This window comes from Streptomyces sp. NPDC020958 (assembly GCF_055562175.1).
On record NZ_JBVHFU010000003.1, the window covers coordinates 216,773 to 238,287 of the forward strand.

Below are 21,515 nucleotides of genomic sequence, written 5' to 3' on the forward strand. Positions count from 1 at the left end.
CCGGGACGCCCCTAGCGTGGGGCCCGGCGGCACCGGAACCGACCGGTGCGCCGCACGCAAACCCAGGAGACTCGCATGTCCGAAGCCCCCTCGCCCGTCAAGCCGGTGCTGGAACCCGCCGCGCAGGCCTTCGTCGAGGCCACCGCCAATCCGCCGTACCTCTTCGACCTCGCCCCGGAGGAGGGCCGCAAGGCCGTCGACGAGGTGCAGTCCGGCGAGATCGCCAAGCCGGCCGTGGACGAGGAGTGGATCACGGTCTCCGGCGGTCCCACCGGCGCGGTCCGGGCCCGCATCGTGAAGCCGGCCGGCGCCACCGGCACCCTGCCGGTCATCATCTACATCCACGGCGCCGGCTGGGTCTTCGGCAACGCCCACACCCACGACCGCCTGGTCCGCGAACTCGCCGTCGGCGCGCAGGCCGCCGTCGTCTTCCCCGAGTACGACCGCTCGCCCGAGGTCCGCTACCCGGTCGCCATCGAGCAGAACTGGACGGTCGCGAAGTGGGTCGTGGAGCAGGGCGCGACCAAGGACCTGGACCCCACCCGGATCGCCGTCGCCGGTGACTCGGTCGGCGGCAACATGACCGCGGCCCTCACCCTGATGGCCAAGGAGCGCGGCGGGGTCCCGCTGCTCCAGCAGGTGCTGTTCTACCCGGTCACCGACGCGAGCTTCGACACCGCCTCCTACCACCAGTTCGCCGAGGGCTACTTCCTGCGCCGTGACGGCATGTTCTGGTTCTGGGACCAGTACACGACCGACGAGGCCGAGCGCGCGCAGATCACCGCCAGCCCGCTGCGCGCCACCACCGAGCAGCTCAAGGACCTGCCCCCGGCGCTGGTCATCGTCGCCGAGGCGGACGTGCTGCGCGACGAGGGCGAGGCCTATGCCAACAAGCTGCGCGAGGCCGGCGTCCCGGTCACCGCGGTCCGCTTCCAGGGCATCATTCACGACTTCGTGATGCTCAACGCGCTGCGCGGGACGCACGCCGCCGAGGCCGCCATCTCGCTGGCCGCACGCACCCTGCACACGGCCCTGCACACGGCCTGACATGACCGACTCGATGCCCACGATCGTCCTGGTGCACGGGGCCTTCGCCGACGCCTCCAGCTTCGCCCGGGTGATCCCGGAACTCCAGGCCGACGGCCTGAAGGTCCTCGCGCCCGCGGTGCCCAACCGCAGTCTCACCGGTGACGCCGCCTACATCGCCTCGGTGGTCCGGGCCGTCCCCGGCCCGGTCGTCCTGGTCGGCCACTCCTACGGCGGTGCCGTCATCACCGTCGCGGGCGCCGAACCCAACGTCCGGGCCCTGGTCTACCTGGCCGGGTACGCCCTGGCGGAGGGCGAGAGCCTCGGCGAGCTGCAGGGCCGCTTCCCGGACTCGGAGCTCGCCTCGGCCCTCGTGTACACGCCGTTCCCGGTCGAAGGCTCCGACGAGCCCGGCACCGACGTGACGGTGGACCCCGACCGGTTCCCGGAGATCTTCGCCGCCGACGTGGAGCCGGACCTGGCCAGGGTGCTGGCCGTGTCCCAGCGCCCGCTGGCGGGTGCCGCCTTCGCCGAGGCGGCACCGGTCGCGGCCTGGCGGACCAAGCCGTCCTGGGGTCTGGTGTCGTCCTCGGACCGCACCATCAACCCGGACGTCGAGCGCTACGGCTACACGCGCGCCGGCATGACGACCGTCGAGGTCGACTCGTCGCACCTGGTCATGCTCGCGCACCCGCGGGAGGTCGCCGACGTGATCCGTGCGGCCGTGCTGTCCCTCGCCACGGAGTAGGCACGGAGCAGGCACGGAGTACACCACGCACCCCGCAAGGGTGACGCAGCGCGGGCCGCGTACCGGTGTCGACCGGGCGCGGCCCGTCCCCGTGTAGGTACGTGACCATGCGGACACCGATGCGATCCCCCTGGACCTGGGCCGCCCTCGCCGTCGTGACGGCGGTGTGCGGGGTGCTCCCGTACGCCGTGACAGGCGGCGACGCCCCCCGGCCGCTCACGGCGGACGAGGCCCGGCGGCTGGCCCTCACCCGGTTCCGCGCCTACCGGGACAGTCCGGCCGCGGTGACGGTACGGGCGCCGCTGCCCGGCGGCACGGCCGTGGTCCGCGCGGTGGTCGACGAGCACCGGCAGCGGGCGGTGGGCTGGTTCGACACGGGCGACGCGGCGGAGCGCGGCCTGCTGGCGTGGGACACCCGGGGCCTGGCGGTGGCCCGGCCGAGGACCGACGGCAGCGCGGCGCCGCTGACCCGGCCGGCGTCCCTGGCCCAGGCGGTGGCAGAGGCCGGGCGGCTGCGGCGCGGGGTGTGGATCCGCCGGAGCTACGGGCCCGCGTCCCTGGACACGGCCCTGCGGCTGACCCTGTCCCTGGCCGCCGAGCGCCCGGACAGCGCCCGCCTGTTCGCCCGCTCGGCCCGGCGCCACGTGGGCCAGGACCGCATCGGCGGCCGCCGCTACGACATCTTCTCCGCGCCCCCGTCGCTGCGGTTCTGGGTCGACGGGACGGGCCGGCTGCGGCGCGTCAGGGAGGACCTGGACGACGACCGCACGATCATGGTGGACATGACGGCCACCCGGGTACGCCCGGGGGTGCCGGACGGCCCGTGGGCACGAGGCTGACGGCGCGTGGGCACCGGGCTGACGGCCCCGCGGCCCGCTGTGAACCGGATCGGCGGACCTGTGAGTTGAGCACGCCGCCTGTGCGTCTGCGTACCACTCCCTGACAACCCAGCGCCGGATGCAAGGATGAGGCGCCATGACGGCAGGTCGGTGTGCGCGCACGCTACGGTCCGCGGTGTTCGCGGCCGTCTGCGTGCTGCTCGCCGCCGTCGGTCACGTCCTGATGTCCGGCAGTGCGGTGCCGCCCTGGGCGCTCGCCACCGGCCTGGTGGCCACCACGGCCGTCGGCTGGTCCCTGGCCGGACGCGAACGCGGGCTGCCGCTGGTGGTCTGCGCCGCGGTGGGCGCCCAGACGGCGCTGCACTCCGGGTTCTCCGCGGTCCAGACGTGGACGGCCCAGACGGCCCCCATGACCGCCATGCACATGGACATGACCAGTGGCGCGTCGAGTGCCGCGACCGGCGGCATGGCCGACATGCACATGGCCGCGGCGCCGTCGAACCCCCTCGCGTACCTGGGCTTCGGCAGCACCGGCCCCGCCGCGGCCGGCATGCTCGCCGCCCACCTCCTCGCCGCGCTGCTGTGCGGACTGTGGCTCGGCCACGGCGAGCGCGCCGCGTTCCGTGTCCTGCGGGCCGTGGCCGGCCGGCTCACCGCCCCGCTGCGCCTGCTGCTCGCCCTGCCCGCCCCGGCCGGGCCGCCGCGCCCCCGGCCGTACCGCCGCCGCTCGGACCGGGCGCCGCGGCTGCTGCTCCTCGGTCACGCGATCACCACCCGGGGCCCGCCTGCGGGGACCGCTGTCGCCTGACGACAGCCGGTGGTCCGGGCCGCCCCTGCGCGCCCCGGACGAACACGGCGGCCCCCTGAGCCCGCGTCCCCCGCTTGGGCGCCGCACGGCGGGCCGCCGCCCCCGCACCTTTCTCCCGAGGACACCGAGTGATCACTTCCGTCCTGCCCGCACGCCCCGCGCCGGACGCGCAACGCGACGCGTCGGTCACGGCCTGGGCCCTCGCGGCCCGCTCCGGCGACCCGGCCGCCGTGGACGCCTTCGTACGGGCCCTGCACCGTGACGTGACCCGTTTCGTCGCCCATCTGTGCGCCGACCCGCAGGCGGTCGACGACCTCGCGCAGGACACGTTCCTGCGCGCGCTGGGCAGCCTGCACCGGTTCGAGGGCCGTTGCTCGGCCCGGTCCTGGCTGCTGTCGATCGCCCGCCGGGCGGTCGTGGACAGCCACCGCTACGCCGCCGCCCGCCCGCGCGCCGCGGACGTCCCCGACTGGCAGCTCGCCGTGGAGCGCGCCCAGCCGCACGGGCTGCCCGGTTTCGAGGACGGGGTCGCGCTGCTCGACCTGCTGGCGGCGCTGCCCGCCGAGCGGCGGGAGGCGTTCGTCCTCACCCAGCTGCTCGGACTGCCGTACGCGGAGGCCGCCCAGGTCAGCGACTGCCCCGTGGGCACGGTCCGCTCCCGGGTCGCCCGGGCCCGGGAGGCGCTCCAGGATCAGCTGTCCTGAGGTCCCTCGAACGCCCGGAGGATCTCCTCGGCGGCCAGCGTCGCCGTCAGCGAGCCGTCCCTGACCCGCTGTTCGAGGCCGGGGGCGGCCGCGCGCACCGCCGGGTGCGCGTGCAGCCGGCCCAGCAGTTCGTCGCGGACCATCGACCAGGTCCAGCCCACCTGCTGGTCCCGGCGCTTGGCGGCGAGCCGCCCGGTGGAGTCGAGCAGCGCCCGGTGCTGCTCCAGCCGTTCCCAGACCAGTTCCAGGCCGGTCGACTCCCGGGCGCTGCAACTGAGCACCGGCGGGGTCCAGAACGCGTCCTTGCCGTGCATCAGCCGCAGCGCGCCCGCCAGTTCCCGGGCGGCCGACCGGGCGTCGCGCTCGTGGGGGCCGTCCGCCTTGTTGACGGCGATCACGTCGGCGAGTTCCAGGACGCCCTTCTTGATGCCCTGGAGCTGGTCGCCGGTACGGGCCAGGCTGAGCAGCAGGAAGGAGTCCACCATGTCGGCGACCGCCGTCTCGGACTGCCCGACGCCGACCGTCTCGACCAGGATCACGTCGTACCCGGCGGCCTCCATCACCACCATCGACTCGCGGGTCGCCTTCGCCACTCCGCCGAGCGTGCCCGCGCTGGGGGAGGGGCGGACGAAGGCGTTCGGGTCGACGGCGAGGCGCTCCATCCGCGTCTTGTCACCGAGGATGGAGCCGCCGGTCCGCGTCGACGACGGGTCCACGGCGAGCACCGCCACCCGGTGTCCCAGCCCCGTCAGCAGGGTGCCGAACGCGTCGATGAACGTCGACTTGCCCACGCCCGGCACCCCGCTGACGCCGATGCGCCGGGCCCGGCCGCTGTGCGGGAGCAGCTCGGTGAGCAACTCCTGTGCCAGCGCCCGGTGCTGTGGCCGGGTGGACTCGACGAGGGTGATCGCGCGGGCGATGACCGCGCGCTTCTGGTCGAGCACACCCTTCACATAGGCGTCGACATCGATCACAGGTCGTGCCCGAGTTCCGCCGACAGCCGCCGCACCAGGTCGTAGGCCGCGTCCGGGATCACCGTCCCGGGCGGGAACACGGCCGTGGCGCCCATCTCCAGGAGGGTCGGCACGTCCTGCGGCGGGATGACCCCGCCGACCACGATCATGATGTCCCCCCGGCCCTCCTCGGCGAGCTTCTCACGCAGCGCCGGTACGAGGGTGAGGTGACCGGCCGCCAGCGAGGACACGCCGACCACGTGGACGTCCGCCTCCACCGCCTGGCGGGCGACCTCCTCCGGGGTCTGGAACAGCGGGCCGACGTCGACGTCGAAGCCGAGGTCGGCGAAGGCGGTCGCGATCACCTTCTGGCCGCGGTCGTGACCGTCCTGGCCCATCTTGGCGACCAGGATGCGCGGGCGGCGCCCCTCGGCCTCGTCGAAGGCGTCGACCAGGGCCCGGGTGCGGTCCACGTTCGGCGACTCGCCTGCTTCGTTGCGGTACACACCGGAGATCGTACGGATCTGGCTCGCGTGCCGGCCGTACACCTTCTCGAGGGCGTCGGAGATCTCGCCGACGGTGGCCTTGGCGCGGGCCGCGCGCACGGCCAGCTCCAGCAGGTTGCCGTCGCCGTCGGCCGCCCGGGTCAGCGCGTCGAGCGCGTCCCGGCACGCCGTCTCGTCCCGCTCCGCGCGCAGCCGCCGCAGCTTCTCGATCTGCTGGGCGCGTACGGAGGAGTTGTCGACCTTGAGGACCTCGATCGCCTCGTCGCTGTCCACCCGGTACTTGTTGACGCCGATCACCGGCTGCCGCCCGGAGTCGATCCGGGCCTGGGTGCGGGCCGCCGCCTCCTCGATGCGCAGCTTGGGAATGCCCGCGTCGATCGCCTTGGCCATGCCGCCCGCCGCCTCGACCTCCTGGATGTGCGCCCAGGCCTTGCGGGCGAGGTCGTAGGTCAGCCGCTCGACGTAGGCGCTGCCGCCCCACGGGTCGATGACCCGGGTGGTGCCCGACTCCTGCTGGATGAGCAGCTGCGTGTTGCGGGCGATGCGCGCCGAGAAGTCCGTCGGCAGGGCCAGCGCCTCGTCCAGGGCGTTGGTGTGCAGCGACTGGGTGTGCCCCTGGGTCGCCGCCATCGCCTCCACGGCCGTACGCGTGACGTTGTTGAAGACGTCCTGCGCGGTCAGCGACCAGCCCGAGGTCTGCGAATGGGTGCGCAGCGAGAGGGACTTGGAGTTCTTCGGCTCGAACTGCGCGACCAGCTTGGCCCACAGCAGCCGGGCCGCCCGCAACTTGGCGATCTCCATGAAGAAGTTCATGCCGATCGCCCAGAAGAAGGAGAGCCGCGGCGCGAACGCGTCCACGTCCAGGCCCGCCTCCCGGCCGGCCCGGATGTACTCGACGCCGTCCGCGAGCGTGTACGCCAGCTCCAGGTCGGCCGTCGCGCCCGCCTCCTGGATGTGGTAGCCGGAGATGGAGATCGAGTTGTAGCGGGGCATCCGCTGCGAGGTGTAGGCGAAGATGTCGGAGATGATCCGCATCGACGGCTTCGGCGGATAGATGTAGGTGTTGCGGACCATGAACTCCTTGAGGATGTCGTTCTGGATGGTCCCGGCCAGCTTCTCGGGCGGCACGCCCTGCTCCTCCGCCGCCACGATGTACAGCGCCAGCACGGGCAGCACCGCGCCGTTCATCGTCATCGACACGGTCATCCGGTCGAGCGGGATCCCGTCGAACAGCTGGCGCATGTCGAGGATCGAGTCGATGGCCACGCCCGCCATGCCGACGTCACCGGTCACGCGCGGGTGGTCGCTGTCGTAACCCCGGTGGGTGGGCAGGTCGAAGGCGACCGACAGGCCCTTCTGGCCGGCCGCCAGGTTGCGCCGGTAGAACGCGTTGGACTCCTCGGCGGTGGAGAAGCCCGCGTACTGGCGGATGGTCCACGGCTGGTTGACGTACATCGTCGGGTAGGGGCCGCGCAGGTACGGCGCGATGCCCGGGTAGGTGCCCAGGAAGTCCAGGCCCTCCAGGTCGCGTCCGGTGTACAGCGGCTTGACCCCGATGCCCTCCGGGGTCTCCCACACCGGCAGGTCACCGCCGGCCGCCCGCCACTGGTCGGCGCTGCCCTCGGTGACGGGGGTGCCCAGCTCGATGCCGGAGAAGTCGGGGATTCCCATCAGGACACTCCCATGCGGTCGAGGGTCTCGGACAGCACGGCCACGGCGTCGCAGCCCGCGAAGACGTACGAGTCGACGCCCGCGTACCCGCCGCGGCCCGCGAGGAAGACGTGCCGGGCCCCGGCCGCCTTCAGCGACCGGGCGGCGGACTCGGCCTGCTCGGCGTACCGGTCGTCGCTGGAGCAGAGCACGGCCTCGTCGGCGCCGCTCTCCTCGAAGCTCCCCCCGGTCACCGGCTCGATGCCGCCCGCCTGGAAGAGGTTCGAGGCGAAGGTCGCCCGGCCGGTGTACTCGGCGGCGGAACCGAGCGTGGCGAGGTAGACCCGGGGGCGGGCGCCGGTCGCCGCGAGATGGGCGTCGGAGCGGGCCCGCAGCTCCTCGTACGCCTCGTCCCTGCGGACCCGGGGCAGGCCGCCCGACGGCGGCTCGGGCGCCGGCTCGCGCTCCACCGGCTTCTCGGCGAGCAGCGGGAACTCACTGACGCCGGTGATGGGTTCGCGCCGCTTGGCGAGCTTCTTGGAGCGCTGCGCCCAGGTGGCCGCCAGGTCGGTGCGCAGCCGGCCCGAGCGCAGCACCGCCGCCTGGCCGCCGTCGCGCTCGATCGTCCGGAAGAACTCCCAGCCCGCGTGGGCGAGTTCGTCGGTGAGCCGCTCGACGTACCAGGAGCCGCCCGCGGGGTCGATCACCCGGGCCAGGTGCGACTCCTCGACGAGGATCGTGGAGGTGTTGCGGGCGATGCGCCGGGCGAACGCGTCGGGCAGGCCGATCGCGTGGTCGAACGGCAGCACGGTCACGGAGTCGGCGCCGCCCACCCCGGCGGCCAGCGTCGCGATCGTGGTGCGCAGCATGTTCACCCACGGGTCGCGGCGGCTCATCATCACCGGCGAGGTGACCGCGTGCTGTACCTGGGCGCCCGCGTCGGCCGCGCCGCTGACCTCGGCGACCCGCGCCCACAGCCGGCGCGCGGCGCGCAGCTTGGCGATCGTCAGGAACTGGTCCGCGGTCGCCGCGTACCGGAACTCGAGCTGCCGGAGGGCCCGGTCGACACCGAGGCCGGCCTCGGTCAGCTCTCTCAGGTAGGCGACGCCGGTGGCCAGCGAGGCGCCCAGCTCCTGCGCGGCCGAGCCGCCCGCCTCGTGGTACGGCAGCGCGTCCACCGTCAGCGCCCGCAGACCCGGGAACTCCTCGGCGGTGCGCCGGGCGAGCGCGGCGACGGGGGCGAAGTCCAGGGGCTCACCCGTACGCGCCTCGTACCCGAGCGGGTCGGCGCCCAGATTGCCGCGTACCGCCTCGGCGGCGACGCCCTTCGCGTCGTACAGCCGCAGCAGCTCGGCCGCCGCCGCCTCGGTGTCGCGGCCCGCGTCCAGGACCACCGGGGCCAGGTCGAGGTGGACACCGTCGAGGGCGTGGGCGAGGCCGGACACCGGGATGCCGCCCCGGCCCACGAGCAGCCACAGCGAGGTGACGCCGTTCTCCAGGTCGGCCAGGACCGCGCCGTCGGGAGCCACCGCGTGCCGCTGCCGTATGTCCCAGCCGCCCGCGGCACTCCCCTCGGGGCGGCCGCCGCGCACGTAGGGGGGAAAGCCGGGCAGGCCGGGGTCGGGCGCGGTGTCGCGCGCGGTGTAGAGGGGGCGGGTGCGCAGCCCGTCCTCCAGCGTGGTGGACAGGGCGTCCTCGGCTGCCTCGCCCGAGACTTCCTTGCCCGACTTGCGCAGCACGCCCTCGACCAGGCGTTGCCACTGCTCGTGCGTCGCGTCAGGGAACTCGGCGGCCAGGGAGAGCCCGTCGTCAGGCAGGACCGTCATGCTCGGATGCTAGGGCAGACTGCCCGGACGGGCCCGGCGGCACGGCTGTGACCTTGCCCTCGCCGTCGCTGTGACCTGGGCCTCGCGGGGGGAAGTGGCCTGATTCGGAGGGTCGGTCTGGCTCGTTCGCGAGGCCGGGGGCCAGGGCGCACAGCGCCTCGCGCTGCTCAGGGCCGATGACGTGCCCGACGGCGTCGCGGACCGTCTCCGCGAGGTCGGCGGAGGCCTCCTGGAGCTGCCGGCGGCCCTTGTCGGTGAGGGCGACCTCGATGCCCCGCTTGTCGCCGCAGACGGACCTGCGGGTGACCAGGCCGGCGTGCTGGAGGCAGGCGATCTGGTAGGTGAGGCGGGTCTTGGGGCGGCCCAGCAGCTCGGCGACGCGCGTCATGCGCAGGCCCTCGTGCGGCTGCTCGGCCAGCAGGCACAGGATCAGGAACTCGTCGTGCGAGACGTCGAGCGAGTCCTTCACCACCGACCGCAGCCGCTGCTCCGCCGCGCCCGTCGCGGCCAGCAGCACCATCCAGGCGCGCAGCTCGGCCGGGAGCAGACCGCCGCCCGCCAGGGACGGACATTCGGGCAGCTCGACGGGGTGTTCCTGGAATGCGGCCATGACATCGATCCTACCCGTTGTCCAAATTTGGATAGTGGGCTAGCGTGTCAGTCATCCAAATTTGAACATCACGATCGATCGGAGCACGGCCATGACCGTCAGCGTGGAAACCGGCCTCTGGCAGCTCGACCCGACCGCCTCCGCCGTGGCCTTCCGGCACAAGAGCATCTGGGGTCTGGTCACCGTCAAGGGCACTTTCACCGGCGTCAGCGGCCGGGGCGAGGTGGCCCCCGACGGCACCGCGGCCGGCACCCTGGTCATCGACGCGGCCTCGCTGGACACCAGGAACAAGAAGCGCGACGACCACCTGCGCTCGGCCGACTTCCTCGACGTCGGCAACCACCCGGAGATCACCTTCGCGGTGCGCGGGGCCGAGCGGGGCGAGGGTGACACGGTGCGGGTCGACGGCCGGCTGACCGTCCGCGGCATCAGCCGCCCCCAGCAGGTCACCGCGAAGCTGGTCGCGGCCGATGCCGAGGGGCTGACGCTGGAGACCGAGTTCCAGGTGATCCGCGAGGAGTTCGGCGTCACCTTCAACCAGCTGCGCATGATGGGCGGCCCGACCACGGTGACCGCCACCCTGCGCTTCACGCGAGCGGCGGCCTAACCCGCCGTCCTGCGCAGCTTCACGTCCTGACTGGACAGCGTCTGCGGGTCCGCGGTGAAGGCGCGCAGCCGGATCCGGGTGCTCGGCCTGGCGGGGATGTCGAACCGGCCGTTCGCCGGTCGCAGTTCGACGCTCGCCGTGCCGTGCCCGGGGATCGTCGCCGGCCCCCGCACCAGCAGCCAGTACATGCTCATGCCCTGACCGGTGGTGAGTGTGTAGTGCGGGGTGAGCGGCACGCTTCCGGTGTTGACCACCTTCAGCGTCATCGACCTGACCACCGCGTCGTGGTGCTTCACCCGCCGCAGCGAGGTGATCTCCATCCGCAGCGGCGGCCCGCCGGTCACCGCGAGCGCCGCGCTCCCCAGCGCCGGGACGAGCAGCAGCGCGACCGCGACGACCAGCGCGGGGCGGCGGCGGGAGCCCGTCAGCACGGCCGGGCGCGGCTGCCAGGCCCGCTCGAACTCCGTCAGGGGAGCGGTCACCGCCGCCGCCACCCACAGCGGGGTCATCAGCAGGTAGTAGCCGTCCTGGGAGCGGGTCGCGAGGAAGAAGGCCAGCCACGGCAGGACGGTCGCGGCCGGGCCGAGCCGCCGCACGAAGAGCACGAACAGGGCGAGCAGGGCCGCCGCGAGCAGCAGGCTCGCGTACGAGTACCAGTCGAGCCGGTCGCTGCCGTTCGTGTAGTACAGCGAGATGTCGACCAGACCCTGGCCGTGCACCACGGCGCCTTGGATCAGGGGCAGCGCGATCCCGCGCAGCCAGCGGGCCGGCTCGGACACGATGAAGTACGCGTTGATCAGCAGCCACACCGTCACGGCCACCCCGGCGACCCGCAGCACCACCCCGGCGGCGGCCCGGCCGCCCAGCTCACCGCGCCGCACCGCGTAGATCCCGGCCAGCAGGAACGGGGCGACGAACCACGGCAGTTGCTGGGCCGCGCAGGCGGCGCCGAGGCACGCGGCCCGGGCGATCCCGGACGCGCCCAGCCGGCCGCCCCGCCCGATCCGGGGCCAGCGCACCGCCACCGGGACCAGCAGGGCCAGCGCGACGACCGCCGGGTAGCCGACCCGGGCGTACCCCGTCAGGAGGCCGAAGCCCAGGCAGCACAGCGTCGCCGCGGACCGCCACGGCACCGGGAGCAGCCGCCACAGCGCGATCGTGCCGGCGATCAGGGCGCCCGTGCACGCCGCAGTCGCCGGGGCGCCCTGGTGGCCGAGCCACAGCAGCGGGGCGGTGAGCAGCGGTGCCAGCGGGGGGTAACCGTACGTGTAGTCGTAACCGCCGCTCGTCGTCGGCGTCAGCGCGATGCCCGTGCCGTGGAACAGCCAGGGCCAGGGCCGCCCGTAGACCGCGTGGCCGGCGACCAGTTCCCTGGCGGCCTGGGTGGTGAGGGCGCCCTCGTCGCCGCCGGCGTGGTTGAGCGCCCAGCCGCACAGGGCGAGGACCACCGCCGTGACCAGGACCAGCAGGTCGAGGCGGGCCAGCGAGCGGGTCCTGCGGACCGTCAGCGTCAGCACCCCGGTGACCAGGATCGAGACGTAGCACAGGGAGATCAGGGCGGCCAGGACCAGATGGTGCGTCGCGGCCTGGGTCCAGATCGACCGGGTGCCGATGAAGAGGCCGATGTCGGCGAGGAGGGTGAGGACGCGGTGCCAGTGGGCGGGGGCACCGGTGTCCCCCGGAGCGGCGGACACCGCCGACTGTGTCCGCCGGCCGGGTGCCACCTGCTGAGATTCTGCCAAGTGCACGCACCGGACGGTAATCGCGGGCGGTGAACGGGGCGTCGCCAGAGGTGAAGAGTCCGGTGTGAGGCCGGTAAGAAGCCTCCAATGCACCACAATCAGGGTGATGGTACGAAAATCCACCTTCTGGTCCGGTGTGGCCTGCCCATTCGTTCGCGCTTCGTGTCGCTGTTGGGCCGAACGGGTGACTTGGCGTAAGAATTGGCTGGTGCATGCAATGGGTGCGAGTCAGGTCAGGGGGAGCCGGTGAGCCGTTACGACGTCACCGATGAACAGTGGGAGGGGCTCGCCCAGGTGGTGCCGCTACGGGGCCGGGACGCCTGGCCGTCGGCCGTGGACCATCGCGCGCTGCCGGACGCGGAGACCGAGACGCGGCGCCGATTCGTCGTCCTGCGGGTCAACATCTTCGCCGACGCCCGTGAGGTCGCGGAGACACTGATGGCCGGGATACCCGTCCTGCTCGACCTGACCAGTGCGGAGACGGAGGTCGCCAAGCGCGTCCTCGACTTCAGCACGGGCGTGGTCTTCGGCCTGGCCAGCGGGATGCACCGGGTGGACCGCAACGTGTTCCTCCTCACCCCGCCCGGCACCGAGGTGAGCGGCCTGATGCAGGACGCGGGCGCCTCCGGCGGCTGAGGGGCGGGGGAGAGGGGGGCGGCGGGCGGTTCCACCGACGGGGTGCCGCTGTCGGCGGTGCGTGCTCGGGTGGCTCTGTCCGGTGTCGCTCGATCGGAGGAAGGGGCGGTGGGCGGAACGGTTCGGCTGACGGGCGGAGTCCTACGGTCCGCATATGGCCGCCCCCTCCGCCCCCTCCGCCTCCGCCCCGCCGCCCGGCTCTCCCGACGCCGCTGATCTCCGTCGTTCCCCCGGTTCCTCGGCGCTTTCCCGGCTTCCCGGGCCCTCCGGCCCCCCGGCCGCCCCCCTCCGCCGCGACCCCCGTCCCCGCGTCACCGAACTGCGGCTCTCCGCCTTCGCCCGGCACCGCGGCGCCGCCTTTCCGGTCGGGCGGGTCACCCTTCTCGCCGGGCCCAGCGGAAGCGGGAAGAGCACGGTGCTCGCGGCCTACGAGGCGCTCGCACGGCTCGGCGGCGGCGCCGCGCTCGCCGAGGTGTTCCCGGATCCCGGCGCGCTCGTACCCGAGCGGGCCCGGCCCGACGCGCAGCACCGCCGCGGGTTCCGGATCGGCTGTACGGCCGACGGCGCCGAGGGACCGGTGCGGCTCGACGTCGCCGTACAGGCCGAGCCGGAACTGCGCGTCGTGGGGGAGCGGCTGACCGCCGGGGGGCTGGTCCTCCTGGAGACCGCCCTGCGGGACCCGGGCCGCCGGTCCGTGCAGGCCGCGTGGCACACCGCGGGCACCGCACCGGTGACCAGGGCCCCGCTGCCCGACGACCGCCTCGGCACCGCGCTGCTGCCGCTGCGCGTCGCCGGCAAGACGGACGGTCAGCGGCGGGTCCTCGCCGCCGCCGAGCAGATGGTCGTCGCCCTGCGGTCGGTGTTCCCCTGCGACCCGCGGCCCGAGAGCATGCGCACCCCGGTCCTCACCGGCTCCGGCCGGCTGCTGCGCGGCTGCGACAACCTCGCCGACGTCCTGTGGCGCACCCGCGCCGAATGCGGCCGACGGCACGGGCTTCTCGTCGACGCCGTGCGCACCGGGTGCGCGGGACCGGTGACCGACCTGGTGGCCGAGCTGCTCGGCGACGGCACGGTACGGGCGCTGCTCGACCGCGGCGACGGCCACCGTACGGAGCTGGCGCGGCTCGGCGACGGCGAACTGCGCTATCTCGCGCTCGCCCTGGTCCTCTTCACCGGCCCCGGCGTCCTCGAGGTCGACGCCCCCGGCGAGGTCCCCGACGCCATGCGCGGACTCACCGTCCTCGCCGACGGCTTCGACCGCTGCCTCGACCCCCGCCAGCGCACCGAACTCCTCAGCACGGCGGTCCTGATGGGCGAACGCGGGCACATCCGCTTCGTCGGTGCGGTCGGCGACGCGTCGTGGGCGGACGGAGCGGGGGCGATCACAGTGGTACACCTGGACGCGTGACCGACGAACCCCTCGACGTGGCGAAACTCCAGCGCCGACTGGCCGATTTCGCCGCCGCCCGCGACTGGCGGCAGTACCACACCCCCAAGAACCTGGTGGCCGCCCTCAGTGTGGAGGCCTCCGAACTGGTCGAGATCTTCCAGTGGTTGACCCCGGAGGAGTCGTCCCGGGTGATGGCCGATCCCGGCACCGCGCACCGGGTCACGGACGAGGTCGCCGACGTCCTGTCCTATCTGCTCCAGCTCTGCGACGTCCTGGACATCGACCCGCTGGCCGCGCTGGCCGCCAAGATCGACCGCAACGAGAACCGGTTCCCGCCCGCCTGACACCCCGTCGGCCCCGGTGAACCGGACGCATGGTTGACGCTCGGTAACCAAAATCTCGCCCGAATCCGAATTGTTGTCCACAGATTTCCGCCTTCCTCTGGCTTCACGTCTCGCGCACTCTCACTCTGGGTAGTGAACTACTGAGTGCGGCAAGGCAGTTCGGACCGACGGGGACGGGGCGACGGATGGACGCGACGCGGCTCATCATGGCGAGCAGACGGGCGCTGGCGCACGGCGCGGGCGTGGCGGAACTGATGACCGAGGTGTGGCAGGCCCAGGCCCTGGCCCAGGCGATCGGCAGCCGGCTGGCCGTCTCGGGGCCGCCCGAACTGCGCGGCGAGGCCCTCGGCCTGACCGAGCTGGCGGGCCGCGGCTGCGGCGTCCTCACCACCCCCGACCTGGACCCCGGCACCCTGCGCGCCGCCCAGCTCACCGAACTGGACGACGCCCGCGTGACGCTGCTCTCCCTCGGCGCCCTGCTCGCCGAGACCGGCATCGCGCTGGTCGGCATGGCCAGCGCCGCGGCCGACGAGACGACGTACTGGCAGTGCATGGAGGCCATCGACGCGGCCGACGAGTCCCGCGACCGGGTCCTGGAGATGCTCCGCAAACTCGCGGCCCGCGAGGAGGTCCGCGACGGTTAGCCCGCGCTCTCCCGGCCCGGGGCGGCCTCGGTCTCCGGGGCCCGCTGGAGATCCGCGTCCAGCGCGGACAGGCCGGCGTTCAGGGCGGCCATGAGTTCCTCCATCTGCTGGAGCAGCCCCTCCGGTCGACCGGACCGGCCGCCCGGCGGTGGAACGGACTCTTCGGACAAGGACAAGACGGCCTCCTCGGCCCCCGGCCCGCGTCGACGGGCCACGACCACGCGCGACGGCGAAGGCCGTCCGGCACGGGTGCCGGGCGGTCCGGCTCCCCTCGCTCAACGATCACCGAACGTGCCGGTCACCGGCCATGTCGACGACCGACGACCCAGGTTGACGCCATGCACCCGAGGGGGCAGGCGCGGCGGGTGGTGCCGATGCGGTCGCCGGGGCCGGGGCCGTGCAGGATGGACGCATGGACCTTCGCATCTTCACCGAGCCCCAGCAGGGCGCGAGCTACGACACCCTCCTCACCGTCGCCAAGGCCACCGAGGACCTCGGTTTCGACGCCTTCTTCCGCTCCGACCACTATCTGAGGATGGGCGACGGCGACGGCCTGCCCGGTCCCACCGACGCCTGGATCACGCTCGCCGGGCTCGCCCGGGAGACCAAGCGGATCCGGCTCGGCACCCTCATGACCGCAGGAACCTTCCGCCTGCCCGGAGTCCTCGCCATCCAGGTCGCCCAGGTCGACCAGATGTCCGGCGGCCGGGTCGAACTGGGTCTCGGCGCGGGCTGGTTCGAGGAGGAGCACAAGGCGTACGGCATCCCCTTCCCGAAGGAGAAGTTCGGCCGCCTGGAGGAGCAGCTCGCGATCGTCACCGGCCTGTGGAAGACCCGGGTCGGCGAGACCTTCGACTTCCACGGCACGTACTACGACCTCACCGGCTCGCCCGCGCTGCCCAAGCCCGCCCAGGCCAGGATCCCGGTGCTGATCGGCGGGCACGGCGCCACCCGCACGCCCCGGCTGACCGCCAGGTACGCCGACGAGTTCAACATGCCGTTCGCCTCGGTCGAGGACAGCAAGGCCCAGTTCGGCCGGGTGCGCACCGCCGTCGAGACCGCCGGCCGCAAGGGCGACGAGGTGGTGCTCTCCAACGCCCTCGTGGTCTGCGTGGGCAAGGACGACCAGGAGGTCGCCCGCCGTGCCGCCGCGATCGGCCGCGAGGTCGACGAGCTGAGGACGAACGGCCTGGCCGGCACCCCCGCCGAGGTCGTCGACAAGATCGGCCGCTACGCCGAGGTCGGCTCCCGCCGGATGTACCTCCAGATCCTCGACCTCTCCGACCTGGACCACCTGGAGCTGATCTCCGCCCAGGTCCAGTCCCAGCTGTCGTAACCGGTACGGACCCGCGCATCCGGCCGGCTGTGACACGGCTGTGACCGGAGGTATGGCCTCCGCCACAGTCGCCCCGGGGTTCGCCCTGATGGGGTGGCCGGATGCGCAGCTCCCGCACTCGCCTCTTCGCCCCCGCCGCCGCCCTGCTCCTCGCCACGGCGTGCGGCGCGGACCACCCGGACCAGGACCGGGGTGCCGGAGCGGCCGTCCCGGCACCCCGCGCCCCCGTCACCGACCCCCCGGTGGACGGCGTCCGGATCACCTCGGTCACCCTCCCGTCCGCCTCCCCGACCCCGTCGGCCACCCTCGGCCCGGTCCACCCGGACCGGCTGCCCGGCGACTCCGGCGTCTCCGCCGCCTACCAGGTCAGCAACGACGGCGACGAGGCCATGACCTACACCGTGCTCTTCGCCTTCACGACGGACACCGGCGGGGTGATGGACCACAGGGAGGTGACCGTGAGCGGGGTCGCTCCCGGCGGCAGCAGGAGCGGCACAGTCGACCTCGGCGTGCTCGCCCCCGGCGCCTCCCCGGTGACCAGGGTGAAGATCGAGAAGGTCAGCAGGGTGCCCGCCGCCGAGGCACCGGCCCGCACGGGCGCCTGCCCGGCCTCCGGTCTGCGGCTGTGGGCCGACGACGGCGACGCCGCGATGGGCCTGCGGGTCGTCGGACTCCACCTGGAGAACTGCGGGAAGAGGGACCACGCGCTCGACGGCTATCCGCGGCTGAGCCTCCTGGACGAGAACCGCGAGCCCGTCCCCGGCGTCCGCATCCTGCACGGCGGCGCCGCCATCGCCTCCGGAACCGGTTACGACGACCCGCCCGCCCCCTTCACCCTCAAGCCCGGCCAGGCCGCCCGCTCCGGCCTGGTCTGGCGCAACACGACACTGGCGGGCACCCCGGTGACCGTCCCCTACGTCCGCGTCCTGGCCGGGCCGGGCGCCGCACCCGTGACGGTCACCCCGGACCTGGACCTCGGCACCACGGGACGACTCGGCGTCGGTGCCTGGGTACCGGCCGACCGGTAGCGGGGAAAAATCCCGGGTCCCGTACCGGGATCCTAGGTACGTTGGAGCCGCGAACAAGCGCACGACCAGCGCTTTCGCGCTCTTTCCGACCCTTTCCGAGGCGACCCACCGTGTTCCTGACGATCACCACCACCGGCACCCCCGTACGTCCCGCGACCGACCTCGGGTACCTGCTGCACAAGCATCCCGACAGCGCGCAGCAGTTCTCGACCTCCTACGGCGTCGCGCACGTCTTCTACCCGGAGGCGGACGCCGAGCGCTGCACGGCGGCGCTGCTGCTGGAGGTCGACGCGGTCGCGCTGATCCGGCGCGGCAAGGGCAAGGGACGCGGCGGAGCACCCGACGCGGCGCTCGCGCAGTACGTCAACGACCGCCCGTACGCGGCCTCCTCGCTGCTCGCGGTGGCGATCGGCAACGTCTTCTCCAGCGCGCTGCGCGGCGTGTGCCGCGCCCTCCCCGAGGCCCCCGCGCAGCCGAGGCCGTTGCGCGTGGAGGTCCCCGCACTGCCCGCCCGGGGCGGCCCCGACCTGGTACGGCGCCTCTTCGAGCCGCTCGGCTGGACCGTCACCGCCGAACCGGTCGCCCTGGACGGCGCGTTCCCCGAGTGGGGTGACTCCCGCTACGTCGGGCTGGTCCTGGAGTCGGAGACCCTGACCCTCTCCGCGGCACTGCGCCACCTCTACGTCCTGCTCCCGGTCCTCGACGACGCCAAGCACTACTGGGTGACCTCCGAGGAGGTCGACAAGCTGCTGCGGGCCGGCGAGGGCTGGCTGCCCGGCCACCCCGAGCAGCGGCTCATCACCAGCCGTTACCTCTCCCGCCGCTGGTCGCTGACCCGGCAGGCGATGGAACGGCTGGAACTGGTGCGGCTCGCCGAGACCGACGACAGCGAGGTCGAGGACATCGACAACGCGGTCGAGGAGGAGACGGAGACCGAGGAGAAGCCGACCCCGCTCGCCGCGCAGCGGCGCGAGGCGATCCTCACCGCGCTGAAGCGCGCCGGCGCCGCCCGGGTCCTCGACCTCGGCTGCGGCCAGGGCCAGTTGGTGCAGGCGCTGCTGAAGGACGCGTCGTTCACCGAGGTCGTCGGTGTCGACGTGTCGATACGGGCCCTGTCCATCGCCTCCCGGCGGCTGAAGCTGGACCGCATGGGGGAGCGGCAGGCTGCCCGGGTCAGGCTCCTGCAGGGCTCGCTCGCCTACACCGACAGACGGCTCAAGGGATACGACGCCGCCGTGCTCAGCGAGGTGATCGAGCACCTCGACCTGCCCCGGCTGCCCGCCCTGGAGTACGCGGTGTTCGGCGCCGCCCGCCCGCGCACGGTCCTCGTGACCACCCCGAACGTCGAGTACAACGTCCGCTGGGAGACGCTCCCCGCCGGACACCGCAGACACGGTGACCACCGCTTCGAGTGGACCCGCGCCGAGTTCCGCTCCTGGGCGCGGCAGGTCGCCGAACGCCACGGCTACGACGTGGAGTTCACCCCCGTGGGCCCGGACGACCCAGAGGTCGGCCCGCCCACCCAGATGGCCACGTTCACGTCCGCCGCGAAGGAGGCGAAGGCAGCATGACCGAGACACAAAGCACCGGACGGGTCCTCCCCGTCACCGACCTCTCCCTGGTCGTCCTCGTCGGCGCCTCCGGCTCCGGCAAGTCCACCTTCGCGCGCCGCCACTTCAAGCCGACCGAGGTGATCTCCTCCGACTTCTGCCGGGGGCTGGTCAGCGACGACGAGAACGACCAGAGCGCGAGCGGGGACGCCTTCGACGTCCTGCACTACATCGCGGGCAAGCGGCTGGCCGCCGGCCGCCGCACGGTCGTGGACGCGACCAGCGTGCAGCAGGACTCCCGGCGTCAGCTGATCGACCTGGCCAAGCGGTTCGACGTGCTGCCGATCGCCATCGTGCTCGACGTGCCCGAGGAGGTGTGCGCCGAGCGCAACGCGGCCCGCGCCGACCGCGCCGACATGCCGCGCCGGGTCGTGCAGCGGCACATCCGCGAACTGAGGCGCTCGATACGGCACCTGGAGCGCGAGGGCTTCCGCAAGGTGCACATCCTGCGCGGTGCCGAGGAGATCGAGTCGGCCACCGTCGTCACCGAGAAGCGCTACAACGACCTGACCCACCTCACCGGCCCCTTCGACATCGTCGGCGACATCCACGGCTGCGCCCACGAACTGGAGTCCCTGCTGGCCAAGTTGGGTTACCAGGACGGCGTGCACCCCGAGGGCCGTACCGCGGTCTTCGTCGGCGACCTGGTCGACCGCGGCCCGGACAGCCCCGGCGTGCTGCGCCGGGTGATGTCCATGGTCGGGTCGGGCGACGCCCTGTGCGTGTCCGGCAACCACGAGAACAAGTTCGGGCGGTACCTCAGGGGCCGCAAGGTCCAGCACACCCACGGACTCGCCGAGACCGTCGAGCAGATGGCCGGGGAGCCGGAGGAGTTCCGGGCGCAGGTGCGCGCGTTCGTCGACGGGCTCGTCAGCCACTACGTGCTCGACGGCGGCCGGCTGGTCGTCTGCCACGCCGGGCTGCCCGAGAAGTACCACGGCCGCACCTCCGGCCGGGTCCGCTCGCACGCGCTGTACGGCGACACCACCGGCGAGACCGACGAGTTCGGCCTGCCGGTGCGCTACCCGTGGGCCGAGGACTACCGGGGCCGGGCCGCCGTCGTCTACGGTCACACCCCGGTCCCGGAGGCGACCTGGCTGAACAACACCATCTGCGTGGACACCGGCGCGGTCTTCGGCGGCCGGCTGACCGCGCTGCGGTGGCCGGAGCGGGAGCTGGTGGACGTCCCGGCCGAACGGGTCTGGTACGAACCGGCCCGGCCGCTGCGCCCCGAGGCGCCCGGCGGCGCGGACGGACGGCCGCTGGACCTCGCGGACGTGCACGGCCGCCGGACGGTCGAGACCCGGCACCAGGGCCGGATCGCGGTCCGCGAGGAGAACGCGGCGGCGGCCCTGGAGGTGATGAGCCGCTTCGCGGTCGACCCGCGTCTGCTGCCCTACCTGCCGCCGACCATGGCTCCGACCGCCACCAGTCACCTCGACGGCTACCTGGAGCACCCGGTGGAGGCGTTCGCGCAGTACGCGCGGGACGGCGTCGCCCGGGTGGTGTGCGAGGAGAAGCACATGGGCTCGCGGGCGGTGGCGCTGGTGTGCCGGGACGCCGAGGTCGCGCACCGGCGCTTCGGTGTCGCTCCCGGCCCCACCGGCTCCCTCTACACCCGTACCGGACGCCCGTTCTTCGACGACGAGACGGTGACCGAGGAGGTCCTCGGGCGGATCCGGGCCGCGGTCGACGCGGCCGGCCTCTGGGACGAGCTCGCCACCGACTGGATCCTGCTGGACGCGGAGCTGCTGCCCTGGTCGCTCAAGGCCGGCGGTCTGCTGCGCACCCAGTACGCGGCCGTGGGCGCCGCCTCCGGCGCGGTGTTCCCGAGCGCGCTGGCCGCCCTGCAGAGCGCGGTGGAGCGTGGCGTCGACGTGACCGGGCTGCTCGCCCGGCAGCGGGAACGCGCCGCGTACGCGAACGCGTTCACCGACGCGTACCGCCGCTACTGCTGGACCACGGAAGGACTGGACGGGGTGCGGCTGGCCCCCTTCCAACTCCTCGCGGTCCAGGGCCGCAGCCTCGCCGCGCTCCCGCACGACGAGCAGCTCGCCCTCCTGGACCGGCTGGTGGAGCACGACCCGAGCGGTCTGCTGAGGACCACCCGCCGGCTGTACGTCGACACCGGCGACCCGGAGTCGGTCCGCGCGGGCGTCGACTGGTGGCTGGAGATGACCGGCCGGGGCGGCGAGGGCATGGTCGTCAAGCCGGTCGGCGCGGTCGTACGGGGCCCGGACGGCCGGCTGGTCCAGCCCGGCATCAAGTGCCGGGGCCGCGAGTACCTGAGGATCATCTACGGCCCCGAGTACACCCGCGCCGACAACCTCACGCGGCTGCGCAAGCGGTTCCTCAACCACAAGCGGTCCCTGGCGGTCCGTGAGTACGCCCTGGGTCTGGAGGCCCTGGACCGCCTCGCGGACGGCGAGCCGCTGTGGCGGGTGCACGAGGCGGTGTTCGGGGTGCTGGCCCTGGAGTCGGAGCCGGTCGACCCCCGGCTGTGAAGGG

20 protein-coding genes are annotated in these 21,515 nt (G+C 73.5%); 14 read left to right on the forward strand and 6 right to left on the reverse strand.

Features of this window, described 5'->3' with window-relative positions; translation table 11 throughout:
• The first annotated feature begins 75 nt into the window (after positions 1-75).
• From ACZ3KP_RS11280 to ACZ3KP_RS11300, 5 genes are all read left to right on the forward strand, one after another.
• Positions 76-1,047 (forward strand): alpha/beta hydrolase, encoded by a 972-nt coding sequence (locus ACZ3KP_RS11280; RefSeq protein WP_467498398.1) that lies wholly within the window; start codon positions 76-78, stop codon positions 1,045-1,047.
• A 1-nt stretch (position 1,048) separates the two neighbouring features.
• Complete coding sequence (locus tag ACZ3KP_RS11285; RefSeq protein ID WP_467498400.1) at positions 1,049-1,774, forward strand: alpha/beta fold hydrolase; 726 nt, start codon at positions 1,049-1,051, stop codon at positions 1,772-1,774.
• A gap of 119 nt (positions 1,775-1,893) precedes the next feature.
• Positions 1,894-2,613 (forward strand): hypothetical protein, encoded by a 720-nt coding sequence (locus ACZ3KP_RS11290; protein ID WP_360560740.1) that lies wholly within the window; start codon positions 1,894-1,896, stop codon positions 2,611-2,613.
• Positions 2,614-2,749: 136 nt separating this feature from the next.
• Positions 2,750-3,421, forward strand: coding sequence for a hypothetical protein (locus ACZ3KP_RS11295; RefSeq protein ID WP_467498403.1), 672 nt, complete (start codon positions 2,750-2,752; stop codon positions 3,419-3,421).
• Between the two features lie 128 nt (positions 3,422-3,549).
• On the forward strand, positions 3,550-4,125 hold the full coding sequence (locus ACZ3KP_RS11300) for a sigma-70 family RNA polymerase sigma factor (RefSeq protein WP_467498405.1): 576 nt from the start codon (positions 3,550-3,552) through the stop codon (positions 4,123-4,125).
• Here ACZ3KP_RS11300 and meaB read toward each other — a convergent pair.
• The 4 genes from meaB to ACZ3KP_RS11320 are packed head-to-tail and all read right to left on the reverse strand — an operon-like array spanning position 4,113 to position 9,670.
• The gene (meaB, locus tag ACZ3KP_RS11305) at positions 4,113-5,099 is read right to left on the reverse strand and encodes a methylmalonyl Co-A mutase-associated GTPase MeaB (RefSeq protein WP_360560736.1); all 987 of its coding nucleotides are present in this window, start codon (positions 5,097-5,099) and stop codon (positions 4,113-4,115) included. The two genes, ACZ3KP_RS11300 and meaB, sit on opposite strands and share 13 nt — an antisense overlap.
• On the reverse strand, positions 5,096-7,255 hold the full coding sequence (gene scpA, locus ACZ3KP_RS11310; RefSeq protein WP_467498407.1) for a methylmalonyl-CoA mutase: 2,160 nt from the start codon (positions 7,253-7,255) through the stop codon (positions 5,096-5,098). Before scpA ends, meaB begins: the two co-directional genes overlap by 4 nt.
• A complete protein-coding gene (locus tag ACZ3KP_RS11315; protein WP_467498409.1) occupies positions 7,255-9,060 on the reverse strand; it encodes a methylmalonyl-CoA mutase family protein in 1,806 nt (601 codons plus the stop codon). Before ACZ3KP_RS11315 ends, scpA begins: the two co-directional genes overlap by 1 nt.
• Positions 9,044-9,670, reverse strand: a complete 627-nt coding sequence (locus tag ACZ3KP_RS11320) for a MarR family winged helix-turn-helix transcriptional regulator (protein ID WP_467498411.1) — start codon at positions 9,668-9,670, stop codon at positions 9,044-9,046. Before ACZ3KP_RS11320 ends, ACZ3KP_RS11315 begins: the two co-directional genes overlap by 17 nt.
• A gap of 91 nt (positions 9,671-9,761) precedes the next feature.
• On the opposite strand from ACZ3KP_RS11320, the gene ACZ3KP_RS11325 reads away from it, so the two are divergent.
• Entirely contained in the window at positions 9,762-10,277 is a 516-nt protein-coding gene (locus ACZ3KP_RS11325) for a YceI family protein (RefSeq protein ID WP_467498413.1), read from the forward strand.
• On the opposite strand, the gene ACZ3KP_RS11330 is transcribed toward ACZ3KP_RS11325, so the two are convergent.
• A complete protein-coding gene (locus tag ACZ3KP_RS11330; RefSeq protein ID WP_467498415.1) occupies positions 10,274-12,025 on the reverse strand; it encodes a hypothetical protein in 1,752 nt (583 codons plus the stop codon). The two genes, ACZ3KP_RS11325 and ACZ3KP_RS11330, sit on opposite strands and share 4 nt — an antisense overlap.
• Positions 12,026-12,265: 240 nt before the next feature.
• Here ACZ3KP_RS11330 and ACZ3KP_RS11335 point away from each other — a divergent pair, with 240 nt between their 5' ends.
• The 4 genes from ACZ3KP_RS11335 to ACZ3KP_RS11350 all read left to right on the forward strand — a co-directional run bounded on the left by ACZ3KP_RS11335 (position 12,266) and on the right by ACZ3KP_RS11350 (position 15,033).
• Positions 12,266-12,655, forward strand: coding sequence for a cell division protein SepF (locus ACZ3KP_RS11335; protein ID WP_132892245.1), 390 nt, complete (start codon positions 12,266-12,268; stop codon positions 12,653-12,655).
• 154 nt (positions 12,656-12,809) lie between these two features.
• Positions 12,810-14,063 (forward strand): AAA family ATPase, encoded by a 1,254-nt coding sequence (locus ACZ3KP_RS11340; protein WP_467498417.1) that lies wholly within the window; start codon positions 12,810-12,812, stop codon positions 14,061-14,063.
• Positions 14,060-14,389 (forward strand): nucleotide pyrophosphohydrolase, encoded by a 330-nt coding sequence (locus ACZ3KP_RS11345; protein WP_358977819.1) that lies wholly within the window; start codon positions 14,060-14,062, stop codon positions 14,387-14,389. Before ACZ3KP_RS11340 ends, ACZ3KP_RS11345 begins: the two co-directional genes overlap by 4 nt.
• Before the next feature lie 185 nt (positions 14,390-14,574).
• Positions 14,575-15,033 (forward strand): DUF6099 family protein, encoded by a 459-nt coding sequence (locus ACZ3KP_RS11350; RefSeq protein WP_358977817.1) that lies wholly within the window; start codon positions 14,575-14,577, stop codon positions 15,031-15,033.
• On the opposite strand, the gene ACZ3KP_RS11355 is transcribed toward ACZ3KP_RS11350, so the two are convergent.
• Positions 15,030-15,209 (reverse strand): hypothetical protein, encoded by a 180-nt coding sequence (locus tag ACZ3KP_RS11355; protein WP_467499279.1) that lies wholly within the window; start codon positions 15,207-15,209, stop codon positions 15,030-15,032. The genes ACZ3KP_RS11350 and ACZ3KP_RS11355 overlap by 4 nt on opposite strands.
• 236 nt (positions 15,210-15,445) lie before the next feature.
• Between ACZ3KP_RS11355 and ACZ3KP_RS11360 the strand changes: the two genes are divergently transcribed.
• From ACZ3KP_RS11360 to ACZ3KP_RS11375, 4 genes are all read left to right on the forward strand, one after another.
• Positions 15,446-16,369, forward strand: coding sequence for an LLM class F420-dependent oxidoreductase (locus ACZ3KP_RS11360; RefSeq protein WP_467498420.1), 924 nt, complete (start codon positions 15,446-15,448; stop codon positions 16,367-16,369).
• Positions 16,370-16,470: 101 nt separating this feature from the next.
• The gene (locus ACZ3KP_RS11365; protein ID WP_467498421.1) at positions 16,471-17,397 is read left to right on the forward strand and encodes a DUF4232 domain-containing protein; all 927 of its coding nucleotides are present in this window, start codon (positions 16,471-16,473) and stop codon (positions 17,395-17,397) included.
• A 110-nt stretch (positions 17,398-17,507) separates the two neighbouring features.
• Positions 17,508-18,968: a 3' terminal RNA ribose 2'-O-methyltransferase Hen1 gene (locus ACZ3KP_RS11370; protein ID WP_467498423.1), complete on the forward strand. Its 1,461-nt coding sequence runs from the start codon at positions 17,508-17,510 to the stop codon at positions 18,966-18,968.
• On the forward strand, positions 18,965-21,511 hold the full coding sequence (locus ACZ3KP_RS11375; protein ID WP_467498425.1) for a polynucleotide kinase-phosphatase: 2,547 nt from the start codon (positions 18,965-18,967) through the stop codon (positions 21,509-21,511). Before ACZ3KP_RS11370 ends, ACZ3KP_RS11375 begins: the two co-directional genes overlap by 4 nt.
• Positions 21,512-21,515: the final 4 nt, after the last annotated feature.